Below are 20,760 nucleotides of genomic sequence, written 5' to 3' on the forward strand. Positions count from 1 at the left end.
GGCTGTTAACATGAAAGCGACTACAAAAAAGAATGCGCTAACCTGGCTGAAAGAGGGCGGCATTTATGTCGTACTGCTGGTACTACTGGCTGTTATTATTTTCCAGGATCCGACATTTTTAAGTTTAATGAACCTGAGTAACATTCTGACCCAGTCTTCGGTGCGTATTATTATCGCGCTGGGCGTGGCGGGGCTGATTGTGACCCAGGGTACTGACCTTTCTGCCGGGCGTCAGGTGGGGCTGGCCGCCATTGTAGCCGCCTCATTGCTGCAATCCATGGATAACGTCAACAAAGTGTTTCCGCATCTGGAAACCGTGCCGATTCCGGTCGTTATCCTGATTGTTTGTGTGATTGGTGCCGTTATTGGTCTGGTGAATGGTGTCATTATTGCCTATCTGAAAGTGACGCCTTTTATCACTACGTTGGGTACCATGATCATCGTTTATGGCATTAACTCACTGTATTACGACTTCGTTGGGGCCTCACCGATTGCGGGCTTCTATGATGGCTTCTCAACTTTCACACAAGGCTTCCTTCGTTTCGGTGATTTCAAACTGTCTTACATCACCTTCTATGCAGCGATTGCTGTCGTGTTTGTCTGGATTCTGTGGAACAAAACGCGCTTTGGTAAAAACATTTTTGCTATCGGGGGTAACCCGGAAGCGGCAAAAGTGTCAGGTGTGAACGTTAACCTGAACCTGATCCTGATTTATGCCTTGTCAGGCGTGTTTTATGCCTTCGGCGGTATGCTGGAAGCGGGTCGTATCGGCTCAGCCACGAATAACCTCGGTTTCATGTATGAACTGGATGCTATCGCAGCCTGCGTAGTCGGTGGCGTGTCCTTTGCCGGTGGTGTCGGTACGGTGGCCGGTGTGGTGACCGGGGTGCTGATCTTCACCGTCATCAACTACGGTTTGACCTATATCGGTATCAACCCTTACTGGCAGTACATCATCAAGGGCGGCATCATTATCTTCGCTGTGGCGCTCGACTCGTTGAAGTACTCGCGTAAAAAATAACAGCAGTGGCAATGATGTAAGCGGCCTCAGGGCCGCTTTTTTTGCGCCCTTTTACGCGGTTTGTGGGGTTCGCTCATCGTCGGGGCGCTGTTTCTTTCATGGCACCGGCGCAACGTCACGGGTGCGCAACCCTGAATTGGCTGGCGGACGTCGCCGCAGCCTTCCCGTTTCATTTCTGACAGCAGCATCAGGCGGGCGGGGGAGCCATAAGCCATTCCGGGCTTATCTGTTACTAAAACGCGGGTAAACGGGGTGAATTACTGACGGCGTTTCTGTTCCAGTTCCAGTAGCTGTTCTGGCGTCACGGCAGGATAGCTCTGTGCATCTTCAGGAACTTCATGTACAGCCGGGATCGGCACCAGCGGGCCAAGGAAACGCGGTTCGCGCTTCAGTAAAAACAGATCGGCCAGCGCACCCAGCCGCGCACCGACTTCACGCATTCGTACGCTGAGCATATTTTTAGGAGACGGAACCGCATAGCACTGCGCCTGAATCCCCAGGTGCAGGGCAATAAACAGCGCCCGTTCGCAGTGAAAACGTTGGGTAATGATAATAAAGTCGTTGGTGTCGAATACCTTACGCGTACGGACGATAGAATCCAGCGTACGGAAGCCCGCATAGTCCAGCACAATATCAGCAGGATCGACGCCACCTTTGATGAGATCGCGCCGCATAGTCATGGGTTCGTTGTAGCTTTGCTGCGCATTGTCCCCGCTCAGCAGCAGGTAGTTCACCTTTCCACTGTTATAGGCGTTAAGCGCGCCCTGCATGCGGTACAGGTAATACTGGTTAATCACGCCGGTGCGATAATATTTGGCCGTGCCCAGTACCACCCCGACCTGACGGTGGGGAAGGGATGCAAGGTTGTCATAGATATAGGGTGCCGTTTTCCAGCTGATCCAGCGGTCCAGGCCGAGCGCCGTCGCCACCATCGTTAAGATGATGAAAAGCAGAGCAATGAAAACGCGTTTCAACATGCGCCTGAGCACTCGAGATCCGAAGTTTGGGTGGGACAAGGCTACTTGAGCGTCACCCGCTAAGCAAGTTTACCCCGTCTGGCTGGTGTAAATTTAAGCAGCGCTGGATCCGCAGGGATCCAGCGCCGTGTTTTTAGATAGAGGTACGGCGGTAGTGGCGGTATTGAGGCAGCCAGAAATTATTGGCGATAGACTGTGAGAGCACGTCTTCTGAAGTCACCACCGCGACGCCCGCGAGCTGGGCAGCTTTGCCCACTTCCATCGCGATAATCTTCGACACGCCCTGAATATCTTTAATTTCAGGCAGAACCGGGCCTTCACCATCGTTCACCAGCGGTGAACAATCCGCAAGAGCACGGCTGGCCGTCATCAGCATGGTATCGGTGACACGCGATGCGCCAGACGCAATCACGCCCAGGCCAATGCCAGGGAAGATGTAGGAGTTATTACACTGCGCGATCGGGTAGGTCTTACCGTTCCACGAAACCGGTGAGAACGGACTACCGGTAGCGACCAGGGCGGCACCATCGGTCCAGGCAATAATGTCTGCCGGCGTGGCCTCAACGCGAGACGTTGGGTTAGAAAGCGGCATCACGATTGGACGTTTGCAGTGCTTGTGCATCTCACGGATGATCTCTTCTGTGAACAGCCCAGGCTGACCTGACACACCGATTAAGATGTCTGGCTGTGCGTTACGCACCACGTCCAGCAGTGAGATCGCATCATTTGAGGTATCCCAGTCTTTCAGGTTGTCGCTTTTCTGCACCAGCTTGCTCTGGAAATCGAGCAGGTTAGGCAGTTTGTCGGTCAGCAAACCAAAGCGATCCACCATCATGACGCGACGACGGGCTTCGTCGTCGCTCAGACCCTCCGATTTCATCTGTGCGATGATCTGTTCGGCAATACCACAACCGGCTGAACCCGCGCCCAGGAAGACAACCTTCTGCTCGCACAGGCGGCTGCCTGCTGCACGGCTCGCGGCAATCAGGGTGCCAACGGTGACCGCAGCAGTACCCTGAATGTCATCATTGAAGCAGCACACTTCGTCACGATAGCGCTCCAGCAGCGGCATGGCGTTTTTCTGTGCAAAATCTTCGAACTGCAACAGCACTTTTGGCCAGCGGCGTTTCACGGCCTGAATAAACTCGTTTACAAACTCGTCATATTCTTCACCCGTGATACGGGGATGGCGCCAGCCCATGTACAGCGGATCGTTAAGCAGCTGCTGGTTATTGGTGCCCACATCCAGCACCACCGGCAGGGTATAAGCCGGGCTGATGCCGCCACAGGCGGTGTACAGGGACAGCTTACCGATTGGAATGCCCATGCCACCGATGCCCTGATCGCCCAGGCCAAGGATGCGCTCACCGTCAGTGACCACAATCACTTTCACATTTTGTTTGGTGGCGTTTTGCAGCATGTCTTCGATGTGCGCACGGTTGGGATAGGAGATGAACACGCCACGCGCGCGGCGATAAATTTCTGAGAAGTGTTCGCAGGCGGCACCGACGGTTGGCGTGTAGATAATCGGCATCATCTCTTCGAGATGGTTGTCCAGCAGACGATAAAACAGCGTTTCGTTGGTATCCTGAATGTTGCGCAGGTAGACATGTTTATCGTTGTTGTTTTTGAAGTCCTGAAACTGACGCCATGCGCGTTTTGCCTGCTCTTCGATGGATTCTACCGCTTCTGGCAGTAAGCCATTGAGGTTAAATTCATTGCGCTCTTCGATGCTGAAGGCACTGCCTTTATTCAGCAGCGGAAATTCCAGCAATATAGGGCCAGCATAAGGAATATATAGCGGGCGTTTACTTTCGTATTCGAGTTCCATGCAGTCATGCTCCGGTTGCAAGTTTTCCTGGCGCAATAATCAAAGAGTAGGGTGACGCCAGTTTTATTGTGATGACGAAGACCTGGCGCCAGATCCTATGAAATTTCTGGCCGATGTACAGCTTTTGTAAATAAAAGATTTAGAAACTGTTTAAAACCGTGCCTCACCTTACGCTTTTGCCAGCGTAAGGTGCGTCAGGTTATCGCAACCCAGGGCGTGCAGGGTGGCCTGAGTTGCAGAGAACTGATCCAGGGCTGGCTGCGGCGTCTGGGCTAATGCGGCGGCCTGAATATCGTGGCAGGATTCCCCCGCCATATTCAGTAGAATCAGCGCGGCCTGCAAAGGCGGCAGGCTGGGATTGAAGGCGGCGTTTTCTGCATAGCGTCCGCTGAAAATCCGGCCGGAGGCGGTCTGTAACGCCACTCCGCTGAACGCCCGACTGTAAGGCGCATGGCTGCGATTAGCCGCCTTGACGGCGGCCTGAGACAGCGCATCGCCCGTTGCAACATAACCCTGGTCCACATCATCCATCAGGCGTTCGGTGATATTCAGATCGCCTGGGCCGAATGCGTCAGGCAGATAGTGCGCCAACGTATGCACCGCGCGCTGCGGCAGGCTAATGCGAATATCTGTGCCGCTGTTAAGTTCATTCATAAACTGGCGACAGTGACCGCAGGGGGTGTAATTGACTGTAATGGTCTCCAGACGAGATTCACCGCGCAGCCAGGCATGGGTGACGGCGCTCTGTTCAGCATGAACGGTTTGCTGCATGGTCGCGCCGGCAAATTCCATATTGGCGCCGAAATACCAGTTGCCGCTGACGCCGCGCGCAATCGCGCCGACGTTAAAATGTGAAAGCGTGGCAACCGCGCAGGCAGCGGCAACCGGCAGCAGCGCCAGCGCCAGCGCATCGGCATCCAGTTGAGTTTGCTCTTGCAACAAGGTGACCTGATCGGCCTGCAGCATCGCGTCAAATCCCGGCTCGCTCAGCACCGGACGCAGCGCGGTTTGCAGAGTGGCTGGAAGTACTTCAAAGGCAGAGTGGAAACGTGGATGCATGGAAGCCTCATTCAATCATCAGGGCAATGTGCCAGACATCGGTTTATATGTGATCTCTGTCTCTCTGACAATGCAACATGTCTTACAGTTTTCAACTTTGCGAGATCTCTCGCAAAGTTTTAGCCAAACCAGTGCAGCAGCAGCGGGAAAATAAAGGGGGCGAGCAACGACGTGATGATGCCGCAGATCACCAGCGCCAGCGAGCTGAAGGCACCTTCCTGAAAATCAAGTTCCGCTGCCCTGGCCGTTCCCAACGCATGCGAGGCATTGCCAATCGCCAGCCCGCGTGCGGCTTTGCTTTTCACCCCCAGCAGATTAAGCAACATATGACCAAACACGGCGCCCAGCACGCCCGCAATCAGGACACAAATTGCGCTGATGGCGGGAATGCCGTGCAGTGAGGCTGAAACCGCCATGGCGATCGGCGTGGTAACTGATTTCGGCAAAATCGTGGCGGCGATTTCTGGTGTGGCGCCCATCCACAGCGCGATGGCGGTGCCTGAAATCATCGCCGTCAGGCTGCCGATCACGCAGACGCCAATAATGGATTTCCAGCGGGCGCGAATTTGATGCATCTGCTCATACAGCGGCAGCGCCAGGGCCACGACGGCGGGCTGCAACAGTTGATTCAGTATCTCGCTGCCTGCGAAGTAGCGGGCATAAGGCATGTGCAGTAACAGCAGAAGGGGAATAATCACCGCCATGGAGACCAGAAGCGGGTTCAGCAAGGGAATTTTCAGCGTTGCCGCCAGCTTGCGCGCCAGCAAAAAAGCCCCGACAGTGAGGGGCAATGACCACCAGATATCACTCATCGTTGCCCCCTTTGATCACGGGGCGCGAATGCAGCTTATGCGCGCTTAACCCTACAATGGCCAGGACAGCGAAGGTACTGACAAGACAGGAGACCACAACAGGACCGAACTGCGCGGTAAGAATATCGGTGTAATTCATGACGCCAACGCTGATGGGCACAAACAGCAGCGCCATATAGCGAATAATCAGATGGCAACCCGGTTTGACCCAACGCACGGGCAGGATTTGCGATGCAAGCAGCGCAAACAGAATCAGCATGCCAATAATGCTGCCGGGCAGGGTGATGGGCAGCAGCAGGGCCACGCCGTTTCCGGCATATAAGCAAAGATAGATAATGATAAAAGCGCGCAGATAACGCCAACTCATCGTTAGCACGGTGTGCATGACAGGCTCCTGTTTTTAACGGGGTTTATCATACGCACTAACGGTCAGGCCCGCCAGCAATCAGCGGTGTGGCTGAAGCGCCATCCCCGGCGGTAAACCGCAGAGGATGGCCAACGGACTATTTCACCGGCATGCCGGGCACCGCGCCGCTGTCTACGGACAGGACAAACAGATCTTTGCCGCCGGGACCGGCAGACAGCACCATGCCTTCTGACACGCCAAACCGCATTTTACGCGGCGCAAGGTTGGCCACGATAATGGTCATTTTGCCAACCAGTACCGCCGGATCGGGATAGGCCGCACGAATACCGGAGAAAATCTGGCGCTTCTCGCCGCCCAGATCCAGTTCAAGACGCAGCAGCTTGTCCGAGCCTTCGACGAATTCCGCTTTCTCAATCAGCGCCACGCGCATATCGACTTTGGCAAAATCATCAATGGTAATGGTATCGCCAATCGGCGCATCGGCCAGCGGGCCGGTCGCCGCGGGTTTATTGGCGTCTGCCGCATCCGCTTTTGACGCCTCAATCAGGCCGTCGACCTTCGCCATTTCGATTCGGCCATACAGGGCCTTGAACGGCGCAACCTGATGGTTCAGCAGCGGTTGCTGAATGGCATCCCAGTGCAGCTCAGTGTTCAGGAACGCTTCGGCGCGCGCGCTCAGCGACGGCATGACCGGTTTCAGCCAGGTCATCAGCACCCGGAACAGGTTAATGCCCATCGAGCAAATGGCCTGCAGGTCTGCATCGCGGCCTTCCTGCTTCGCCACCACCCACGGCGCCTGCTCATCCACATAGCGGTTAGCCAGATCGGCCAGCGCCATGATTTCACGAATGGCACGGCCAAATTCACGGCTGGCCCAGGCCTCACCAATCTTCTCAGATGCGTCCAGGAAGGTTTGATACAGCGCCGGATCGGCCAGCTCAGCTGACAGCTTGCCGTCAAAGCGTTTGGTGATAAAACCGGCATTACGTGAGGCCAGGTTCACCACTTTGTTAACGATATCGGCGTTAACGCGCTGAACAAAATCTTCCAGATTCAGGTCGATGTCATCAATGCGCGAAGAGAGCTTGGCCGCATAGTAGTAGCGCAGGCTGTCGGCATCCAGGTGCTGTAACCAGGTGCTGGCTTTGATAAAGGTTCCACGCGACTTCGACATTTTTGCACCGTTGACGGTGACGTAGCCGTGCACGAACAGGTTAGTCGGCTTGCGGAAACCGCTGCCTTCCAGCATGGCCGGCCAGAACAGGCTGTGGAAGTAAACAATGTCTTTACCGATGAAGTGATACAGCTCCGTGATGGAATCCTGCTGCCAGAATTCGTCAAAGTTAATATCGCCACGTTTGTCACACAGGTTCTTAAAGGATCCCATGTAGCCGATAGGCGCATCCAGCCAGACGTAGAAATATTTGCCCGGCGCGCCAGGGATTTCGAAGCCAAAATACGGCGCATCGCGCGAGATATCCCACTGTTGCAGACCGGATTCGAACCACTCCTGCATTTTGTTCGCGACCTGCTCCTGCAGTGCGCCAGAACGGGTCCAGGCACGCAACATCTCACTGAACGAGGGGAGATCGAAGAAGAAATGCTCGGAATCACGCAGCACGGGTGTTGCACCCGACACCACAGATTTCGGATCGATCAGTTCAGTCGGGCTGTAGGTCGCGCTGCACACTTCGCAGTTATCGCCGTACTGGTCAGGTGACTTACATTTTGGGCAGGTTCCCTTAACAAAACGGTCAGGCAGGAACATGCCTTTTTCCGGATCGTACAGCTGAGAGATGGTCCGGTTTTTAATGAAACCGTTCTCTTTCAGGCGGCCGTAAATCAGCCCGGCGAGCTCACGGTTCTCATCGCCATGCGTGGAATGGTAATTGTCATAGCTGATGTTGAAACCGGCGAAATCTGTTTCATGCTCCTGCTTCATTTCAGCAATCATCTGCTCCGGCGCAATACCCAACTGCTGGGCTTTCAGCATGATCGGCGTACCGTGAGCGTCATCGGCGCAGATGAAATAAACCTGATTGCCACGCATTCGCTGATAACGCACCCAAATGTCCGCCTGGATATGCTCGAGCATGTGGCCGAGATGAATTGAGCCGTTTGCGTAAGGCAGGGCGCAGGTTACCAGAATTTTTTTAGCGACTTGAGTCATAGTTTGCGTAGCTTTCAGTTAAGTAAAAAAACGGGCTTAGATGGTAACCGATGGGCACAGCCGCGTAAACATAAGGGATTTCCCGTGCGCGACAGCCCGCGAAACGATCGGCATCTGATAGTATTGTTAGTACATCGCTGAAACACAGCGCAGGCCTAGCAGAAAAAGGAGTGGGGATGACAGCGCAATCCCGGGAACCGCATACACCAGAAGCTTTACGCGCCGTTGTGGCCGGCGTACTGAGCAGCCTTGAACATCCGACGCTTCAACGTAACCTCATTGCTCTCAAGGCGTTACACCACGTGGCCCTGCTGGACGGCACGCTGCACATTGAACTGCTGATGCCGTTCGCCTGGAACGGGGCGTTTGAAGAGGTGAAAGCAGAAACCAGTGCTGAGCTGCTGCGCCTCAGTGGCGCGCAGGCTATCGACTGGCGTCTCAGTCATGATATCGCCACCCTGAAGCGGGTTAAAAATCATCCCGGCGTTAACGGCGTGAAGAACATTATTGCCGTCAGCTCTGGCAAAGGCGGCGTGGGTAAATCGAGCACGGCAGTTAATCTGGCCCTGGCGTTAATTGCAGAAGGGGCACGCGTAGGCATTCTGGACGCCGACATTTATGGCCCGTCCGTGCCCAACATGCTGGGGTGTGAAAAAGAGCGGCCAACGTCACCAGACGGTAAGCATATGGCCCCTGTTATGTCGCACGGGCTGGCAACCAACTCCATCGGTTATCTGGTAACAGATGATAATGCGATGGTCTGGCGCGGCCCGATGGCCAGTAAAGCGCTCATGCAGCTGCTTACCGAAACCCAGTGGCCAGAGCTGGATTATCTGGTGCTGGATATGCCGCCGGGCACCGGCGACATTCAGCTTACGCTGGCGCAAAGCGTACCGGTCACCGGCGCGCTGGTGGTCACCACGCCGCAGGATATTGCGCTTATCGACGCGCGTAAGGGGATGGTAATGTTTGAGAAGGTGAACGTGCCGGTACTGGGCGTTGTGGAAAATATGAGTATTCATATTTGCAGCGAGTGCGGCCATCACGAGCCAATCTTTGGCACCGGCGGCGCGCAACGGCTGGTGGATGACTATGGTACCCGGCTGCTGGCGCAGCTACCGTTGCATATTCACCTTCGTGAAGACCTCGACGATGGCGAACCCACTGTGATCCGTCGTCCACACAGCGAGTTCGCGGCACTTTATCGCCAGCTTGCCGGCCGGGTGGCGGCTCAGCTCTACTGGCAGGGCGAGGTGATTCCGGGCGATATCGCGTTTCGCGCGCTTTAACGTCCGCTGGCCTCGCTGGTGTAGAGCGATGGCTGAGGATAGTGCATCAGCACATAATTCCCCTGTTCGCTCTCACCCTGCGAAATGATTTTCCAGCCGCGCTGCAAATAAAATGTTTGTGCGGCTTTGTTCATTTCCAGGCACTTTAGCGCGCCCGTCGAGGTGAAGCGCCCCTGAACCTCATTAAGCAGCGCGTTGCCCACGCCACGGCCCTGATAAGCCGGATCGACATACAGGCTGTGCAGAAAATTATCGTTTTCCATCAGCCCGGCAAACCCCACCCGATGACCGTCCAGTTCTGCAACCAGAACCGTCTCGCCGGGGATGATCTGATCGAAATCTTCAAGCTGCCAGTCCTCGTTTTCAATCCAGTCCCAGTTATGGCGGCGCGCCGCCAGATACAAGGTTCGCAGAAAAGGGCGGTCGGCCTCAGTAAACAGTCGAATATGCACATCGCGCTCCATTAATCCTTTTTAACAAACATGGCAGGGATTGCCAAAAAAGCAAAAGCAGAACAAATGTCATCTCTTTCACTGTACACTGCTGGGCGGTGCCTTTTGGGGAGACAGGAACGGGTGGTGAATTTCAGGCGCTGGATTTCACGCATAAGCAAGTAAAACGTGATTTCGCAGCGAGCGTTGCCGCCGTAAAGTCGGTTTTTTCCCTGAAAGATCAAGACGATCGGCGTTTGATAGCTTTCGTTTATTTTATTGATAACGAGGGCTTATTAGATGTTGGCCCGAAAAATTTGTAATCTGCATCACATATTCTAAAGGAGGCCATCACATGTCCATTATCAATACCAAAATTAAGCCGTTCAAAAACAGCGCATTCAAAAACGGCGAATTCATTGATGTAACCGAGAAAGACGTTGAAGGTAAATGGAGTGTTTTCTTCTTCTATCCTGCTGACTTCACTTTCGTTTGCCCAACCGAACTGGGCGACGTAGCGGATCACTACGAAGAGTTCCAGAAAATGGGCGTGGACATCTATTCCGTGTCTACCGATACCCACTTTACCCACAAAGCCTGGCACGGTTCTTCCGACACCATCGCGAAAATCAAATATGCGATGATTGGTGACCCAACTGGCGCGCTGACCCGCAACTTCGACATCATGCGCGAAGACGAAGGTCTGGCGGATCGTGGTACGTTTATCGTTGATCCACAGGGCGTGATCCAGGCAGTAGAAATCACTGCTGAAGGTATCGGCCGTGACGCGTCTGATCTGCTGCGCAAAGTGAAAGCGGCACAGTATGTGGCGTCTCACCCAGGTGAAGTGTGCCCGGCGAAATGGAAAGAAGGTGATGCCACTCTGGCACCGTCTCTGGACCTGGTTGGCAAAATCTAATTTCGCATCGATACGTCGATCATTTTCTCATCGGGTGCTGCGGCACCCGATTTTTTGACCAGGAACTCACTATGCTTGATACCAATTTAAAAACACAGCTCAAAGCCTATCTTGAGAAACTCACCAAGCCTGTGGAGTTGATTGCGACGCTGGATGATGGCGCGAAATCAACGGAGATTCGCAATTTGTTGGTCGATATCGCGAGCCTGTCTGACAAGGTCAGCTTTCGTGAAGAGAACGATCGTCAGGTGCGTAAGCCCTCGTTTTTAATTACTAACCCAGGCGCTGATCAGGGGCCGCGTTTTGCCGGTTCGCCGCTGGGTCATGAATTTACCTCACTGGTACTGGCACTGCTACAGACCGGTGGGCATCCCTCTAAAGAAGCGCAAAGCCTGCTCGACCAGATTGCGGCGCTGGATGGGGATTTCCATTTCGAAACCTATTATTCACTGTCGTGCCACAACTGTCCGGATGTGGTGCAGGCATTAAATCTGATGGCGGTGTTAAACCCACGCATCAGCCACACCGCCATTGACGGTGGCCTGTTCCAGAATGAAATTCAGGAACGCAATGTGATGGGCGTGCCCGCTGTCTATCTGAATGGCAAAGAATTCGGTCAGGGCCGCATGAGCCTGGCCGAGATCGTCAGCAAAGTCGACACCAATGCAGATAAGCGTGCCGCAGAAGAGCTGAACAAGCGTGAGGCTTACGAGGTTCTGATCGTGGGCAGCGGTCCCGCGGGCGCCGCCGCGGCTATCTACTCCGCACGTAAAGGGATTCGCACCGCGTTACTGGGCGAGCGCTTTGGTGGACAGGTGTTGGATACAGTCGATATTGAAAACTACATTTCCGTACAGAAAACGGAAGGGGCCAAACTGGCCGGCGCCCTGCGCGCTCACGTGGATGATTACAACGTTGACATCATTGACAGCCAGAGCGCGATTAAACTGATTCCCTCAGCGGTGAAAGGCGGCCTGCACGCTATTGAAACGGCCTCCGGCGCGGTGCTGAAATCGCGCAGCATCATTCTTGCCACCGGTGCGCGCTGGCGCAACATGGGCGTGCCTGGCGAAGAGCAATACCGCACCAAAGGCGTGACGTACTGCCCACACTGCGACGGCCCGCTGTTTAAAGGCAAACGCACGGCGGTCATTGGCGGCGGTAACTCTGGCGTAGAAGCCGCAATCGATCTGGCGGGCATTGTTGAACACGTGACGCTGCTGGAGTTCGCCAGTGAAATGCGTGCAGATAAAGTGCTGCAGGACAAACTGCGCAGCCTGAAAAACGTGGATGTGATTCTGAATGCACAAACCACGGAAGTGAAAGGCGATGGCAGTAAGGTGACGGGCCTGCAATATCTGGATCGCACTAACCAGACTACTCATGAGCTGGCGCTGTCGGGCATTTTCGTGCAGATCGGTCTGCTGCCTAACACCAACTGGCTGGAAGGCGCGGTTGAGCGCAACAAGATGGGCGAAATCATGATCGATGCGAAATGCGAAACCAGCCTGAAAGGCGTTTTCGCCGCAGGGGACTGCACCACCGTTCCTTATAAGCAGATCATCATCGCCAGCGGTGAAGGATCAAAAGCCTCACTGAGCGCGTTTGATTACCTGATTCGCACCCAGCCTGCGCACTAAGTTTTACGCGTAAGACGAAAGCCCTGTAACCTGTGTTGCGGGGCTTTTTAATATCCGGCCAGCGTCATCAGCATCATCCATAACGGTGTAGTAATGGCAGCAAAAAGCGTGGAAAACAGCATGCTCGCGGCCGTCGGTCCGGTTATCACATTAAATTTCTGCGACATCAGATAGACGTTCACGCCCACCGCCATGGATCCCAGCAGCACCACCACTTTGCTTTCCAGCGCAGGTAACCCGGTCAGCCAGGCAATAGCCCAGACGCACAGCGGTTGCAGAATCAGTTTCAACGCACAGATGGTGTAACTCTCTTTTAAGCCTTCCCGAATCCGGTAGTGCGCCAGGCTCATGCCAAGGGTAATCAGGGACAGAGGCGCGGCAATCGATGCCAGCATGCGTAAGGGTTCAGCGGCAATAACGGGAAGCGGCCTCTGTAGCAGACTCCAGGTCGTGCCGGACAAAATACCGATGATTAATGGGTTTTTCAGCACGCTGATCAAGGTTCGTTTAAAGCCCCCCAGTGAGAAACTGCCCTGTTTGGACCACTCCACCGATACCGTCAGCAAGGTCCAGAGAATCAGGCTGTTAAACACCAGCACCAGCGCGACGGAGGGGAGTGCCGCTTGGCCAAGCAGGACGGTAGCAACCGGAATCCCCAGCATCACGTTGTTCGAGAACACGCCGCCCAGGGCAAAAACCGATCCGGCTACGCCATCCAACTGAAACAGGCGCGATGCGACAATCCGTCCCACAATGAAGACCAACAGGCAACTGCCAAAAAACGCCAGCAGCAGGCGTACATCGACCGGTGGACTGTTATAAAAATCACTCATGATGCGAAACAGCATGCAGGGCAGGGCGACATTGAACACAAAACGGTTCATGCCTTCGCTGACGGTAACGGGCCATCTGCCAAACCGGATAAGGCAGAATCCCAGAAAAATCAGGATAAATAGCGGGGCGGAAAGGTAGATCTGGTGTCCTAGTGTATCCAGCAGGAATGGCATAAGTGTAAGCAATCCAGTGACTCAGTAACCGCAAGACTATCAAATTGCTTCAACCACGTAACCTGGCAAAACAGGGCGCGCGGTCAGCCAGATCATCCCAGCCAGCGACGCGCCTGATCATCACTGATATCGCGGTAATAAACCCGATGGATAACCGTATCGCAACGTTGGCAGCGGGCAGAAAGATAGGTGGAATAATAATATCGGCCAGAAGGAGAAACCGCACCCTGACGGGTGATACTAATGTCGGTCCATCGGTGACGATGAGGAATAAGCGCTAAGAATCGCATCATGCTTCCTGTAAAGTATGAAGTGCTCTGTTTATTTGTTTTTTACGTTTATGCGTTTACTTTTAGGGTGCGATGTTTTTGGCAGGTTTAATTTATTAATAGATGATGTAACAGGGGCGAATATTATTGTTAAATAGCGAAACGGCTTTCGCGGCTATTACGTGCAAATTTAGAGCCCGCAGCATTAAGCCTTTTTTTGTGAAGTTGGTGGTTGATCGAGATCATGCAAAAGCTTTGCATATCAAATCGAAAAAATAATAAGAGCCTTGCTTAAATCAGAGCGCTTACTTAAGCTTTTGTTCGTAACACGACTCGGGGTGCCCTTCTTTGTGAAGGCTGAGAAAAACCCGTATTACCTGATCTGGATAATGCCAGCGTAGGGAAGTCTGATGCCTGACCGCATTCGCCTTCTTGTCCGCCGGTTGGGAGTTATGATGACACATCAACCGCAACACCTTTCTGATGCGCAATGCGCGCCCATTCTGCAACAATTTCGCCGTCAGTCACCGCTGGTGCACTGTATGACCAACGATGTGGTGCAAACGCTAACGGCTAACGTTTTACTCGCCCTTAATGCCTCTCCGGCCATGGTCATCGACGCTGAAGAAGCGGCGCAGTTTAGCGCGGTTGCCGATGCGCTGCTTATCAATGTCGGTACGCTAACCCACGATCGTAAGCAAGCGATGCAGGCTGCGGTGCTTGCAGCAAACCAGGCGGGCACGCCCTGGACACTGGATCCGGTGGCGGTCGGCGCGCTGACGCTGCGCACCGCGTTTTGCAAGCAGCTACTCGCGCAGTCGCCTGCAGTGGTTCGCGGCAATGCCTCAGAGATTCTGGCGCTGGCGCAGCAGGCAGAAGGCGGACGCGGTGTTGACAGCCTGCATTCGGCCGAAGCCGCACTGCAGGCAGCCCAACAGCTGGCAAAAGCCTTTGATACCTGTGTCGTCGTAACCGGCGAAGTAGACTATGTCACCGATGGGCAGCGCACTTGGGCGATTACGGGCGGCTCGCCGTTAATGACGCGGGTGGTCGGCACCGGCTGTGCGCTTTCAGCGGTGGTTGCGGCCTTTGCCTGTTTGACAGGTGACCGACTGATCAACATCGCCTGCGCCTGTCGGGTGATGGCGCTGGCTGGAGAAAAGGCCGCGCAGGATGCAGATGGACCGGGTAGCTTTGCGCCTGCTTTCCTGGATGCACTCTGGACGCTGGAGGCACCTGATGAAACGCATTAATGCCCTGACGATTGCGGGGACCGATCCCAGCGGCGGGGCCGGTATCCAGGCCGATCTGAAAACCTTCTCTGCACTGGGCGCTTACGGTACCAGTGTGATCACGGCGCTGGTGGCGCAGAATACCTGCGGCGTGCAGTCGGTATACCCTGTTGCGCCAGAGTTTGTGACCGCCCAGCTGGACTCGGTGCTGGATGATGTGCGCATCGACAGTGCGAAGATTGGCATGCTGTCTGAAACAGAAATTGTCGAGCGGGTGGCCCATGGCCTGCAGCGGCGGGAAATTCCCTTTGTGGTGCTGGATACGGTGATGGTGGCTAAAAGCGGCGATGCCCTGCTGAATCCGGATGCGATTGCCTGTGTGCGAGATCGTTTATTGCCACAGGTGTCATTGATTACGCCAAACCTGCCCGAAGCCGCTGCACTGCTGGGATGCCAGGTTGCCCTCAATGAAGATGAGATGCTCACCCAGGGCGAAGCGCTACTGGCGCTGGGCTGCCAGGCAGTGCTGATGAAAGGCGGTCATCTCGATGGTGATGAAAGCCCGGACTGGCTGCTGACCCGGGCAGGGCGTCAGCGCTTTAGCAGCGTGCGGGTAAACACGCGTCATACGCACGGCACTGGCTGTACACTGTCCGCCGCGCTCGCGGCCTTACGTCCCCGGCATGACAGCTGGGAAGCGACGATCAGTGAAGCGAAAGCCTGGCTGCAGCAGGCATTACTGGCGGCAGATTCGCTGGAAGTGGGCAACGGGATTGGGCCGGTGCACCATTTCCATCAGTGGTGGTAGCCCATCGTGTTTCGCCTTGCAGACTGGCAAGGCGTTAATCCTCTTCAAACCAGGCGCTGTTTTGCTTGATGACTGGGGTGATCGAAAACATCATGGCCTGCAAATGATGGCGCAACGCCGCCTCAGCCTTGACGGGATCGTTTGCCTTCAGCGCCGCAAAAATAGCATCATGCTGTTCTATCAGGGTTTCGGCGGGCGCAACGTCATTCAGGGTTAAATAGCGTACCCGATCCATGGTGGCTTTGATGTTTTCAACCGTTTCCCACGCCAGTGGACAGCCGATGCTCTCAGCGATGAGGCGATGAAACTCATCGTCCAGGCTTAAGAACATCTGGCTATCGCCACGGGCAGCGGTGATGCGTTGCAGTTGCAGGTTATGCTCCAGCGCCATCAGCCCTGACTCTGCGATTTCCTCAGCAGCGCGACGGACCACGGCAATCTCCACGGCCTCACGAATGAAACGACCATCTTCGACCCGTTTAGCCGAGATCCTGCGCACAAAGGTGCCGCGCTGCGGCAGGATCTGAACCAGACCGGCTTCCGCGAGCTTGATAAAGGCTTCCCGCACCGGCTGACGTGAGAGGTTGAACCGGGTGGAAACCTCTTTTTCCGAGAGCAGTGCACCAGGCTGAATTACGCACGTCACGATATCGCGGCGCAGATAGCGGTAAACCTGCTGATTCACCGGTTCGCTGGTGGTAATGGTGTAAGAAAGTGTCATATCGCTGTCCGTTTTATCTTCGGCCTGGCATCAGGCGATCGCATCAGACCTCAGGACCGGCAATGGCCTGCTGAACGCTGGCACGGGCTCCCTGAGCGGCAAGCTGCAGGTAACAGGCGGTAAGTTGTTTCACCAGCGCATCGTTTTTAGCAAGATCGTCGCCAAATACCCTGCTGATGTTGAGTAACGCCCGCACGCGAGCTTCACCGTCATCACTTTCCGCTACGCAAGTGGCCAGTTGTGCGTTCAGCGGATCGCGGATCTCGATGGGCTCGCCTTTTTCGTCCACTGCGCTGACATAGCGCATCCAGGCCGCGATGCCCAGCAGCAGCAAGGGACACGGCGTGCCGTGGTCCAGATGCCAACGCAGGCTGTCGAGAAAGCGCTGGGGCAGCTTCTGGGTCCCGTCGGTCGCAATCTGATAAGTCCGATGCTTAATCGCCCGATTGGCAAAGCGGGCGATAAGCGCATCGGCATAGGCGGATAAATCGACATCCTGAATGGTCAGCGTAGGTGCCTGCTCATTGACCATCAGCGCCCGTGCCGCTGCGCGAAACGCGTCATCAGCCATACAGTCGCTGATGTGTTCGTAACCGGCAAGATAGCCAAGGTAAGCTAAAAACGAATGGCTGCCATTGAGCATGCGCAACTTCATCTGCTCAAACGGCAGAACATCCTGCACCAGTTGAGCGCCCGCTTTATCCCAGTCCGGTCGGCCGCTGACAAAATGGTCCTCGATCACCCACTGGAAAAAAGGTTCAGCTTCAACGGCGACCGGATCCCGTGAACCGATGCGCTGGCGCAGGGCGTCAAATGCCGCGTCATTCATGGCGGGCACGATACGATCCACCATGGTGGAGGGAAAGGTGAGGTTCTGTTGGATATAGTCAGCCAGGGAGGCATCGTACTGCCGGGCCAGCTGCATCACGACATTACGGGTTACGCGGCCGTTTTCTGGCATATTGTCGCAGGACATCACGCTAAATGGCGCGACTCCCCGTTCACGGCGGCGGCGGATTGCCGCGACAATCAGACCCGGCAGAGAGTGCGGCTGGTCCGGCTGCGCCAGATCGTGCTGAATATCCGCGTGCTGAACGTCAAGGTCGCCGCTGGCGGGCAGATGACAGTAGCCTTTCTCTGTCACGGTCATTGATACAATCGCCACGTCAGGCTGACACAGCGCCTCAATGACGGCCTCGATACCGTCCGTTTTGCCATGCAACGCGGACGTGATAATGCCGATTACACGGGTTTCTAAAGCATCGTCGCTCTTTTCTGTCAGCGTGTAGAGCAGGTCCTGTTCCCGCAGCGCCTGAATAAGAGCGCCGCTGTTCAAATTCACCTCGCAGTAACCCCAGTCGCTGCCCAGTTCAGCCAGCTTATCGCTACATAACGCCTGGTGGGCGCGATGAAAGGCACCAAACCCGATGTGTATCATTCGGGTTTTAAGCTGGCTACGGTCGTAGGCGGGGCGCTTAACATCAGCGGGAAGGTGGTCAATTTGCAGCATCATGCATCCTTGTGGCGGAGGGAGCGACAGGCCATTCCGGCGGTAAAGATGAAAAATTACGCGCCCCGCGACTACCATACAAGTTGGCGTGACGAAATTGTGAATGCAATCACGAACTGTTTACATCTAAGCCGGGAGTCTTCACTCCCGGTTAACTTAGCTCAGCAACGCGCACTGCGGTGGCAGGCGACAGCTTAGCGCACCTGGCATAACATCAATCGTAAACTCCTGTCCGGACAGCGGTTCGCCATCCAGATTAAACGTCATCTCATGCGATGAGCGGATCGTCAGGGACGATAGACGGGTGGAAATAATGCTGGGATTGTCCTCATCGCCGCCGGTCAGTGAGTGCAGCAGGGTAGGCAGTAACTCCTGCGCGGTGACCACGCTGATGTCGAGCAGGCCGTCGTTGATCAACGCAGCGGGACACAAACGCTGACCGCCGCCAGCCTGACGGCCGTTACCAATGCCAATGACCAGCGCATCGCCCTGCCAGCTAAAATCAGGTCCGGTGATTTCACAGCTGTCGGGCTTGAGTGTATCCATGCGCATCAGCCCGTGAATGAAGTAGGAAACGCCACCCAAGGCCGACTTCAGTTTTTCCGGCGTTTCAGTGGTAATACGTGTACCGAAGCCGCCGGTCGCCATGTTGATAAAGTAGTGATGCTGATTCACCCGGGCCAGGTCGATATCGTAGGCTTTGCCCTGAATCGCCAGACGCAGCGCAGGCTCGATTTCTTCAGGAATGCCGACGCTGGTCGCAAAATCGTTGGCCGTCCCCAGGGGAATAATGCCTAAGACAGGACGGTCGGCGACGTTGACGGACGCCAGGGCGGTGGCGATTTCATTGACGGTGCCATCGCCGCCGCCTGCCACCACGGTTTCAGCCTGTAATTCCAGGGCTTCTTCGACGTAGCGCTCGCCGTCGCCTTTTTCATACGTCACGCGCACGGCAATGTTGTAGCCCTCATCGCGCAGCTTAGTGACCGCTTCACGTAGATCATCATTGCCTGCGCCTTTACCGTTCAGGATCAGCAGCGTAAGCGATTGTTTGTCCATTATCTGTTCCTTGGAGATCTAAAGCGTAGTGAGTGGTTATAGCATAGCCGGAGAAGAAAAATGATTGGCGAAAAGGAGAAAAAAGAAAACCCGCACGGGGGAGCCGGGCGGGTGAATGAGGTGGATCCAGTTACAGCTGCTGATAATTGTTACTCATTGGTAGCAGGCAGCACTATAGAACAGCAAAATTAAGCCGTCTGTGATCCTACTCTTGCTTTTGTCAAAATGTGTCAAGCTGGCACGCGCGTGGCGTGCGGATCGCGTGTATCCTGACCCGCAGTAAAGTTGCGCAGCAGCAACGCAAATTGCAGGTCAACATCAGGCGGCACCTTCATCCAGACGCGATGTCCGTCTCCCGGCGCCACCTCCGTCGGCTCGCCCCGGCTGTTTTGCAGGGCATCCAGCGTACAAATCAGGTTGCCGGCGGGCGTCATGATCTCCAGGCTGTCGTGCAGGGCAAATTTATTTTTCACCACCACTTCCGCCCAGCCATCACGCAGCTCGCCGCTGAATTCGCCGACAAACTGCTGACGTTCCGAGATGGAATAGCCGTTCTGGTAATTCTGGTAGCTGTCATGGGTATGACGGCGTAAAAAGCCTTCGGTGTAGCCGCGATGCGCCAGGCCCTCCAGCGTTTCCAGCAGAGCGGGATTAAAGGGTTTGCCCTCGGCGGCATCGTCAATGGCTTTGCGATAGACCTGAGCGGTGCGAGCGCAGTAATAGTAGGATTTGGTCCGGCCTTCAATTTTTAATGAGTGAACGCCCATCTGGCTGAGCCGTTCAACATGCGCCACGGCACGCAAGTCTTTCGAATTCATAATGTAGGTGCCGTGCTCATCCTCAAAGGCACTCATCATCTCACCAGGTTTCATCTTCTCTTCCAGCAGAAATACCTTGTCGCTGGGTTGGCCGATGCCCAGGGTTGGCGTGACGTCCTGCACGGTAACCGGCTGATGGATTTCAACAATATTCCCCACCTCATCCTGCTTAGCCTCCTGCAACTGGTATTCCCAGCGGCAGGCATTGGTGCAGGTTCCCTGGTTAGGATCGCGCTTATTCATGTAACCGGAAAGCAGGCAGCGCCCGGAATAGGCCATACACAGCGCACCGTGTACGAACACTTCCAGCTCCATTTCAGGCACCTGCTGGCGAATCTCGGCGATCTCTTCCAGCGACAGTTCACGTGACAAAATCACCCGACTTAGCCCCATTTGCCGCCAGAACTTCACCGTTGCCCAGTTAACGGCATTGGCCTGAACGGATAAGTGAATGGGCATGGACGGAAACGCCTCACGCACCAGCATGATTAATCCGGGATCGGACATAATCAACGCGTCCGGCTGCATCTCAATCACCGGCGTTAAGTCGCGGATAAAGGTTTTCAGCTTGGCGTTATGCGGGGCAATATTCACAACGACGTAAAACTTTTTACCCAGTTCATGGGCTTCATTAATGCCCTTCGCCAGGTTTTCATGGCTGAATTCGTTGTTACGCACGCGCAGGCTGTAGCGCGTCTGGCCGGCGTACACGGCGTCCGCGCCGTAGGCAAAGGCGTAACGCATATTCTTCAGCGTTCCGGCTGGAGAAAGCAATTCTGGTTTCATGATGAACTCACTGATATCAGGTCAGCATGCCGCC

General features: G+C 55.0%; 20 protein-coding genes and 1 riboswitch. Of the genes, 7 read left to right on the forward strand and 13 right to left on the reverse strand.

Annotated elements, in window-relative coordinates:
* Nucleotides 1-10: 10 nt before the first annotated feature.
* Entirely contained in the window at nucleotides 11-1,021 is a 1,011-nt protein-coding gene (gene mglC, locus PAGR_RS07670; protein WP_013026418.1) for a galactose/methyl galactoside ABC transporter permease MglC, read from the forward strand.
* Between the two features lie 257 nt (nucleotides 1,022-1,278).
* Here mglC and sanA read toward each other — a convergent pair whose 3' ends face one another.
* The 6 genes from sanA to metG all read right to left on the reverse strand — a co-directional run bounded on the left by sanA (nucleotide 1,279) and on the right by metG (nucleotide 8,237).
* Entirely contained in the window at nucleotides 1,279-1,998 is a 720-nt protein-coding gene (gene sanA, locus PAGR_RS07675; protein WP_014594108.1) for an outer membrane permeability protein SanA, read from the reverse strand.
* A 133-nt stretch (nucleotides 1,999-2,131) separates the two neighbouring features.
* On the reverse strand, nucleotides 2,132-3,829 hold the full coding sequence (locus tag PAGR_RS07680) for an NAD-dependent malic enzyme (protein WP_014594107.1): 1,698 nt from the start codon (nucleotides 3,827-3,829) through the stop codon (nucleotides 2,132-2,134).
* Between the two features lie 168 nt (nucleotides 3,830-3,997).
* Entirely contained in the window at nucleotides 3,998-4,888 is an 891-nt protein-coding gene (gene cdd, locus PAGR_RS07685) for a cytidine deaminase (protein ID WP_014594106.1), read from the reverse strand.
* 119 nt (nucleotides 4,889-5,007) lie between these two features.
* A complete protein-coding gene (locus tag PAGR_RS07690) occupies nucleotides 5,008-5,700 on the reverse strand; it encodes a CidB/LrgB family autolysis modulator (RefSeq protein WP_014594105.1) in 693 nt (230 codons plus the stop codon).
* Nucleotides 5,693-6,085 (reverse strand): CidA/LrgA family protein, encoded by a 393-nt coding sequence (locus tag PAGR_RS07695; protein WP_014605429.1) that lies wholly within the window; start codon nucleotides 6,083-6,085, stop codon nucleotides 5,693-5,695. Before PAGR_RS07695 ends, PAGR_RS07690 begins: the two co-directional genes overlap by 8 nt.
* 118 nt (nucleotides 6,086-6,203) lie before the next feature.
* The gene (gene metG / locus PAGR_RS07700; RefSeq protein WP_014605430.1) at nucleotides 6,204-8,237 is read right to left on the reverse strand and encodes a methionine--tRNA ligase; all 2,034 of its coding nucleotides are present in this window, start codon (nucleotides 8,235-8,237) and stop codon (nucleotides 6,204-6,206) included.
* 176 nt (nucleotides 8,238-8,413) lie between these two features.
* On the opposite strand from metG, the gene apbC reads away from it, so the two are divergent.
* Nucleotides 8,414-9,526 (forward strand): iron-sulfur cluster carrier protein ApbC, encoded by a 1,113-nt coding sequence (gene apbC / locus PAGR_RS07705; protein ID WP_014605431.1) that lies wholly within the window; start codon nucleotides 8,414-8,416, stop codon nucleotides 9,524-9,526.
* Here apbC and PAGR_RS07710 read toward each other — a convergent pair.
* Nucleotides 9,523-9,990, reverse strand: coding sequence for a GNAT family N-acetyltransferase (locus PAGR_RS07710; RefSeq protein ID WP_014605432.1), 468 nt, complete (start codon nucleotides 9,988-9,990; stop codon nucleotides 9,523-9,525). The two genes, apbC and PAGR_RS07710, sit on opposite strands and share 4 nt — an antisense overlap.
* A gap of 322 nt (nucleotides 9,991-10,312) precedes the next feature.
* On the opposite strand from PAGR_RS07710, the gene ahpC reads away from it, so the two are divergent.
* Nucleotides 10,313-10,876 (forward strand): alkyl hydroperoxide reductase subunit C, encoded by a 564-nt coding sequence (gene ahpC / locus PAGR_RS07720; RefSeq protein WP_013026408.1) that lies wholly within the window; start codon nucleotides 10,313-10,315, stop codon nucleotides 10,874-10,876.
* Between the two features lie 71 nt (nucleotides 10,877-10,947).
* Entirely contained in the window at nucleotides 10,948-12,516 is a 1,569-nt protein-coding gene (gene ahpF / locus PAGR_RS07725; protein WP_013026407.1) for an alkyl hydroperoxide reductase subunit F, read from the forward strand.
* A gap of 47 nt (nucleotides 12,517-12,563) precedes the next feature.
* Here the strand turns inward: ahpF and PAGR_RS07730 are convergent, their stop codons facing one another.
* Complete coding sequence (locus PAGR_RS07730; protein WP_014605433.1) at nucleotides 12,564-13,523, reverse strand: AEC family transporter; 960 nt, start codon at nucleotides 13,521-13,523, stop codon at nucleotides 12,564-12,566.
* 92 nt (nucleotides 13,524-13,615) lie between these two features.
* A complete protein-coding gene (locus tag PAGR_RS07735; protein WP_014605434.1) occupies nucleotides 13,616-13,813 on the reverse strand; it encodes a hypothetical protein in 198 nt (65 codons plus the stop codon).
* Nucleotides 13,814-14,116: 303 nt separating this feature from the next.
* Nucleotides 14,117-14,213: riboswitch (TPP riboswitch) on the forward strand.
* Nucleotides 14,214-14,244: 31 nt separating this feature from the next.
* Between PAGR_RS07735 and thiM the strand changes: the two genes are divergently transcribed.
* Together thiM and thiD are read left to right on the forward strand one after the other, a co-directional pair.
* A complete protein-coding gene (thiM, locus tag PAGR_RS07740) occupies nucleotides 14,245-15,045 on the forward strand; it encodes a hydroxyethylthiazole kinase (protein WP_014605435.1) in 801 nt (266 codons plus the stop codon).
* On the forward strand, nucleotides 15,032-15,832 hold the full coding sequence (gene thiD / locus PAGR_RS07745; RefSeq protein WP_014605436.1) for a bifunctional hydroxymethylpyrimidine kinase/phosphomethylpyrimidine kinase: 801 nt from the start codon (nucleotides 15,032-15,034) through the stop codon (nucleotides 15,830-15,832). The genes thiM and thiD overlap by 14 nt, the downstream gene beginning before the upstream one ends.
* Before the next feature lie 34 nt (nucleotides 15,833-15,866).
* Here thiD and PAGR_RS07750 read toward each other — a convergent pair whose 3' ends face one another.
* The 3 genes from PAGR_RS07750 to yegS form a co-directional block, all read right to left on the reverse strand.
* A complete protein-coding gene (locus tag PAGR_RS07750; RefSeq protein ID WP_014605437.1) occupies nucleotides 15,867-16,553 on the reverse strand; it encodes a GntR family transcriptional regulator in 687 nt (228 codons plus the stop codon).
* 43 nt (nucleotides 16,554-16,596) lie between these two features.
* Nucleotides 16,597-18,063 carry a mannitol dehydrogenase family protein gene (locus tag PAGR_RS07755; protein WP_014605438.1) on the reverse strand — a complete coding sequence of 489 codons (1,467 nt, stop codon included), beginning with the start codon at nucleotides 18,061-18,063 and terminating at the stop codon, nucleotides 16,597-16,599.
* A gap of 156 nt (nucleotides 18,064-18,219) precedes the next feature.
* Nucleotides 18,220-19,122, reverse strand: coding sequence for a lipid kinase YegS (gene yegS, locus PAGR_RS07760; RefSeq protein ID WP_014594093.1), 903 nt, complete (start codon nucleotides 19,120-19,122; stop codon nucleotides 18,220-18,222).
* 60 nt (nucleotides 19,123-19,182) lie between these two features.
* Between yegS and PAGR_RS24235 the strand changes: the two genes are divergently transcribed.
* Nucleotides 19,183-19,314: a hypothetical protein gene (locus PAGR_RS24235; protein ID WP_019106532.1), complete on the forward strand. Its 132-nt coding sequence runs from the start codon at nucleotides 19,183-19,185 to the stop codon at nucleotides 19,312-19,314.
* A gap of 38 nt (nucleotides 19,315-19,352) precedes the next feature.
* Here PAGR_RS24235 and trhP read toward each other — a convergent pair whose 3' ends face one another.
* A complete protein-coding gene (trhP, locus tag PAGR_RS07765; protein ID WP_044042314.1) occupies nucleotides 19,353-20,729 on the reverse strand; it encodes a prephenate-dependent tRNA uridine(34) hydroxylase TrhP in 1,377 nt (458 codons plus the stop codon).
* Between the last annotated feature and the right edge of the window lie 31 nt (nucleotides 20,730-20,760).

Source organism: Pantoea ananatis PA13, assembly GCF_000233595.1.
Classification (GTDB): Bacteria; Pseudomonadota; Gammaproteobacteria; order Enterobacterales; family Enterobacteriaceae; genus Pantoea; species Pantoea ananatis.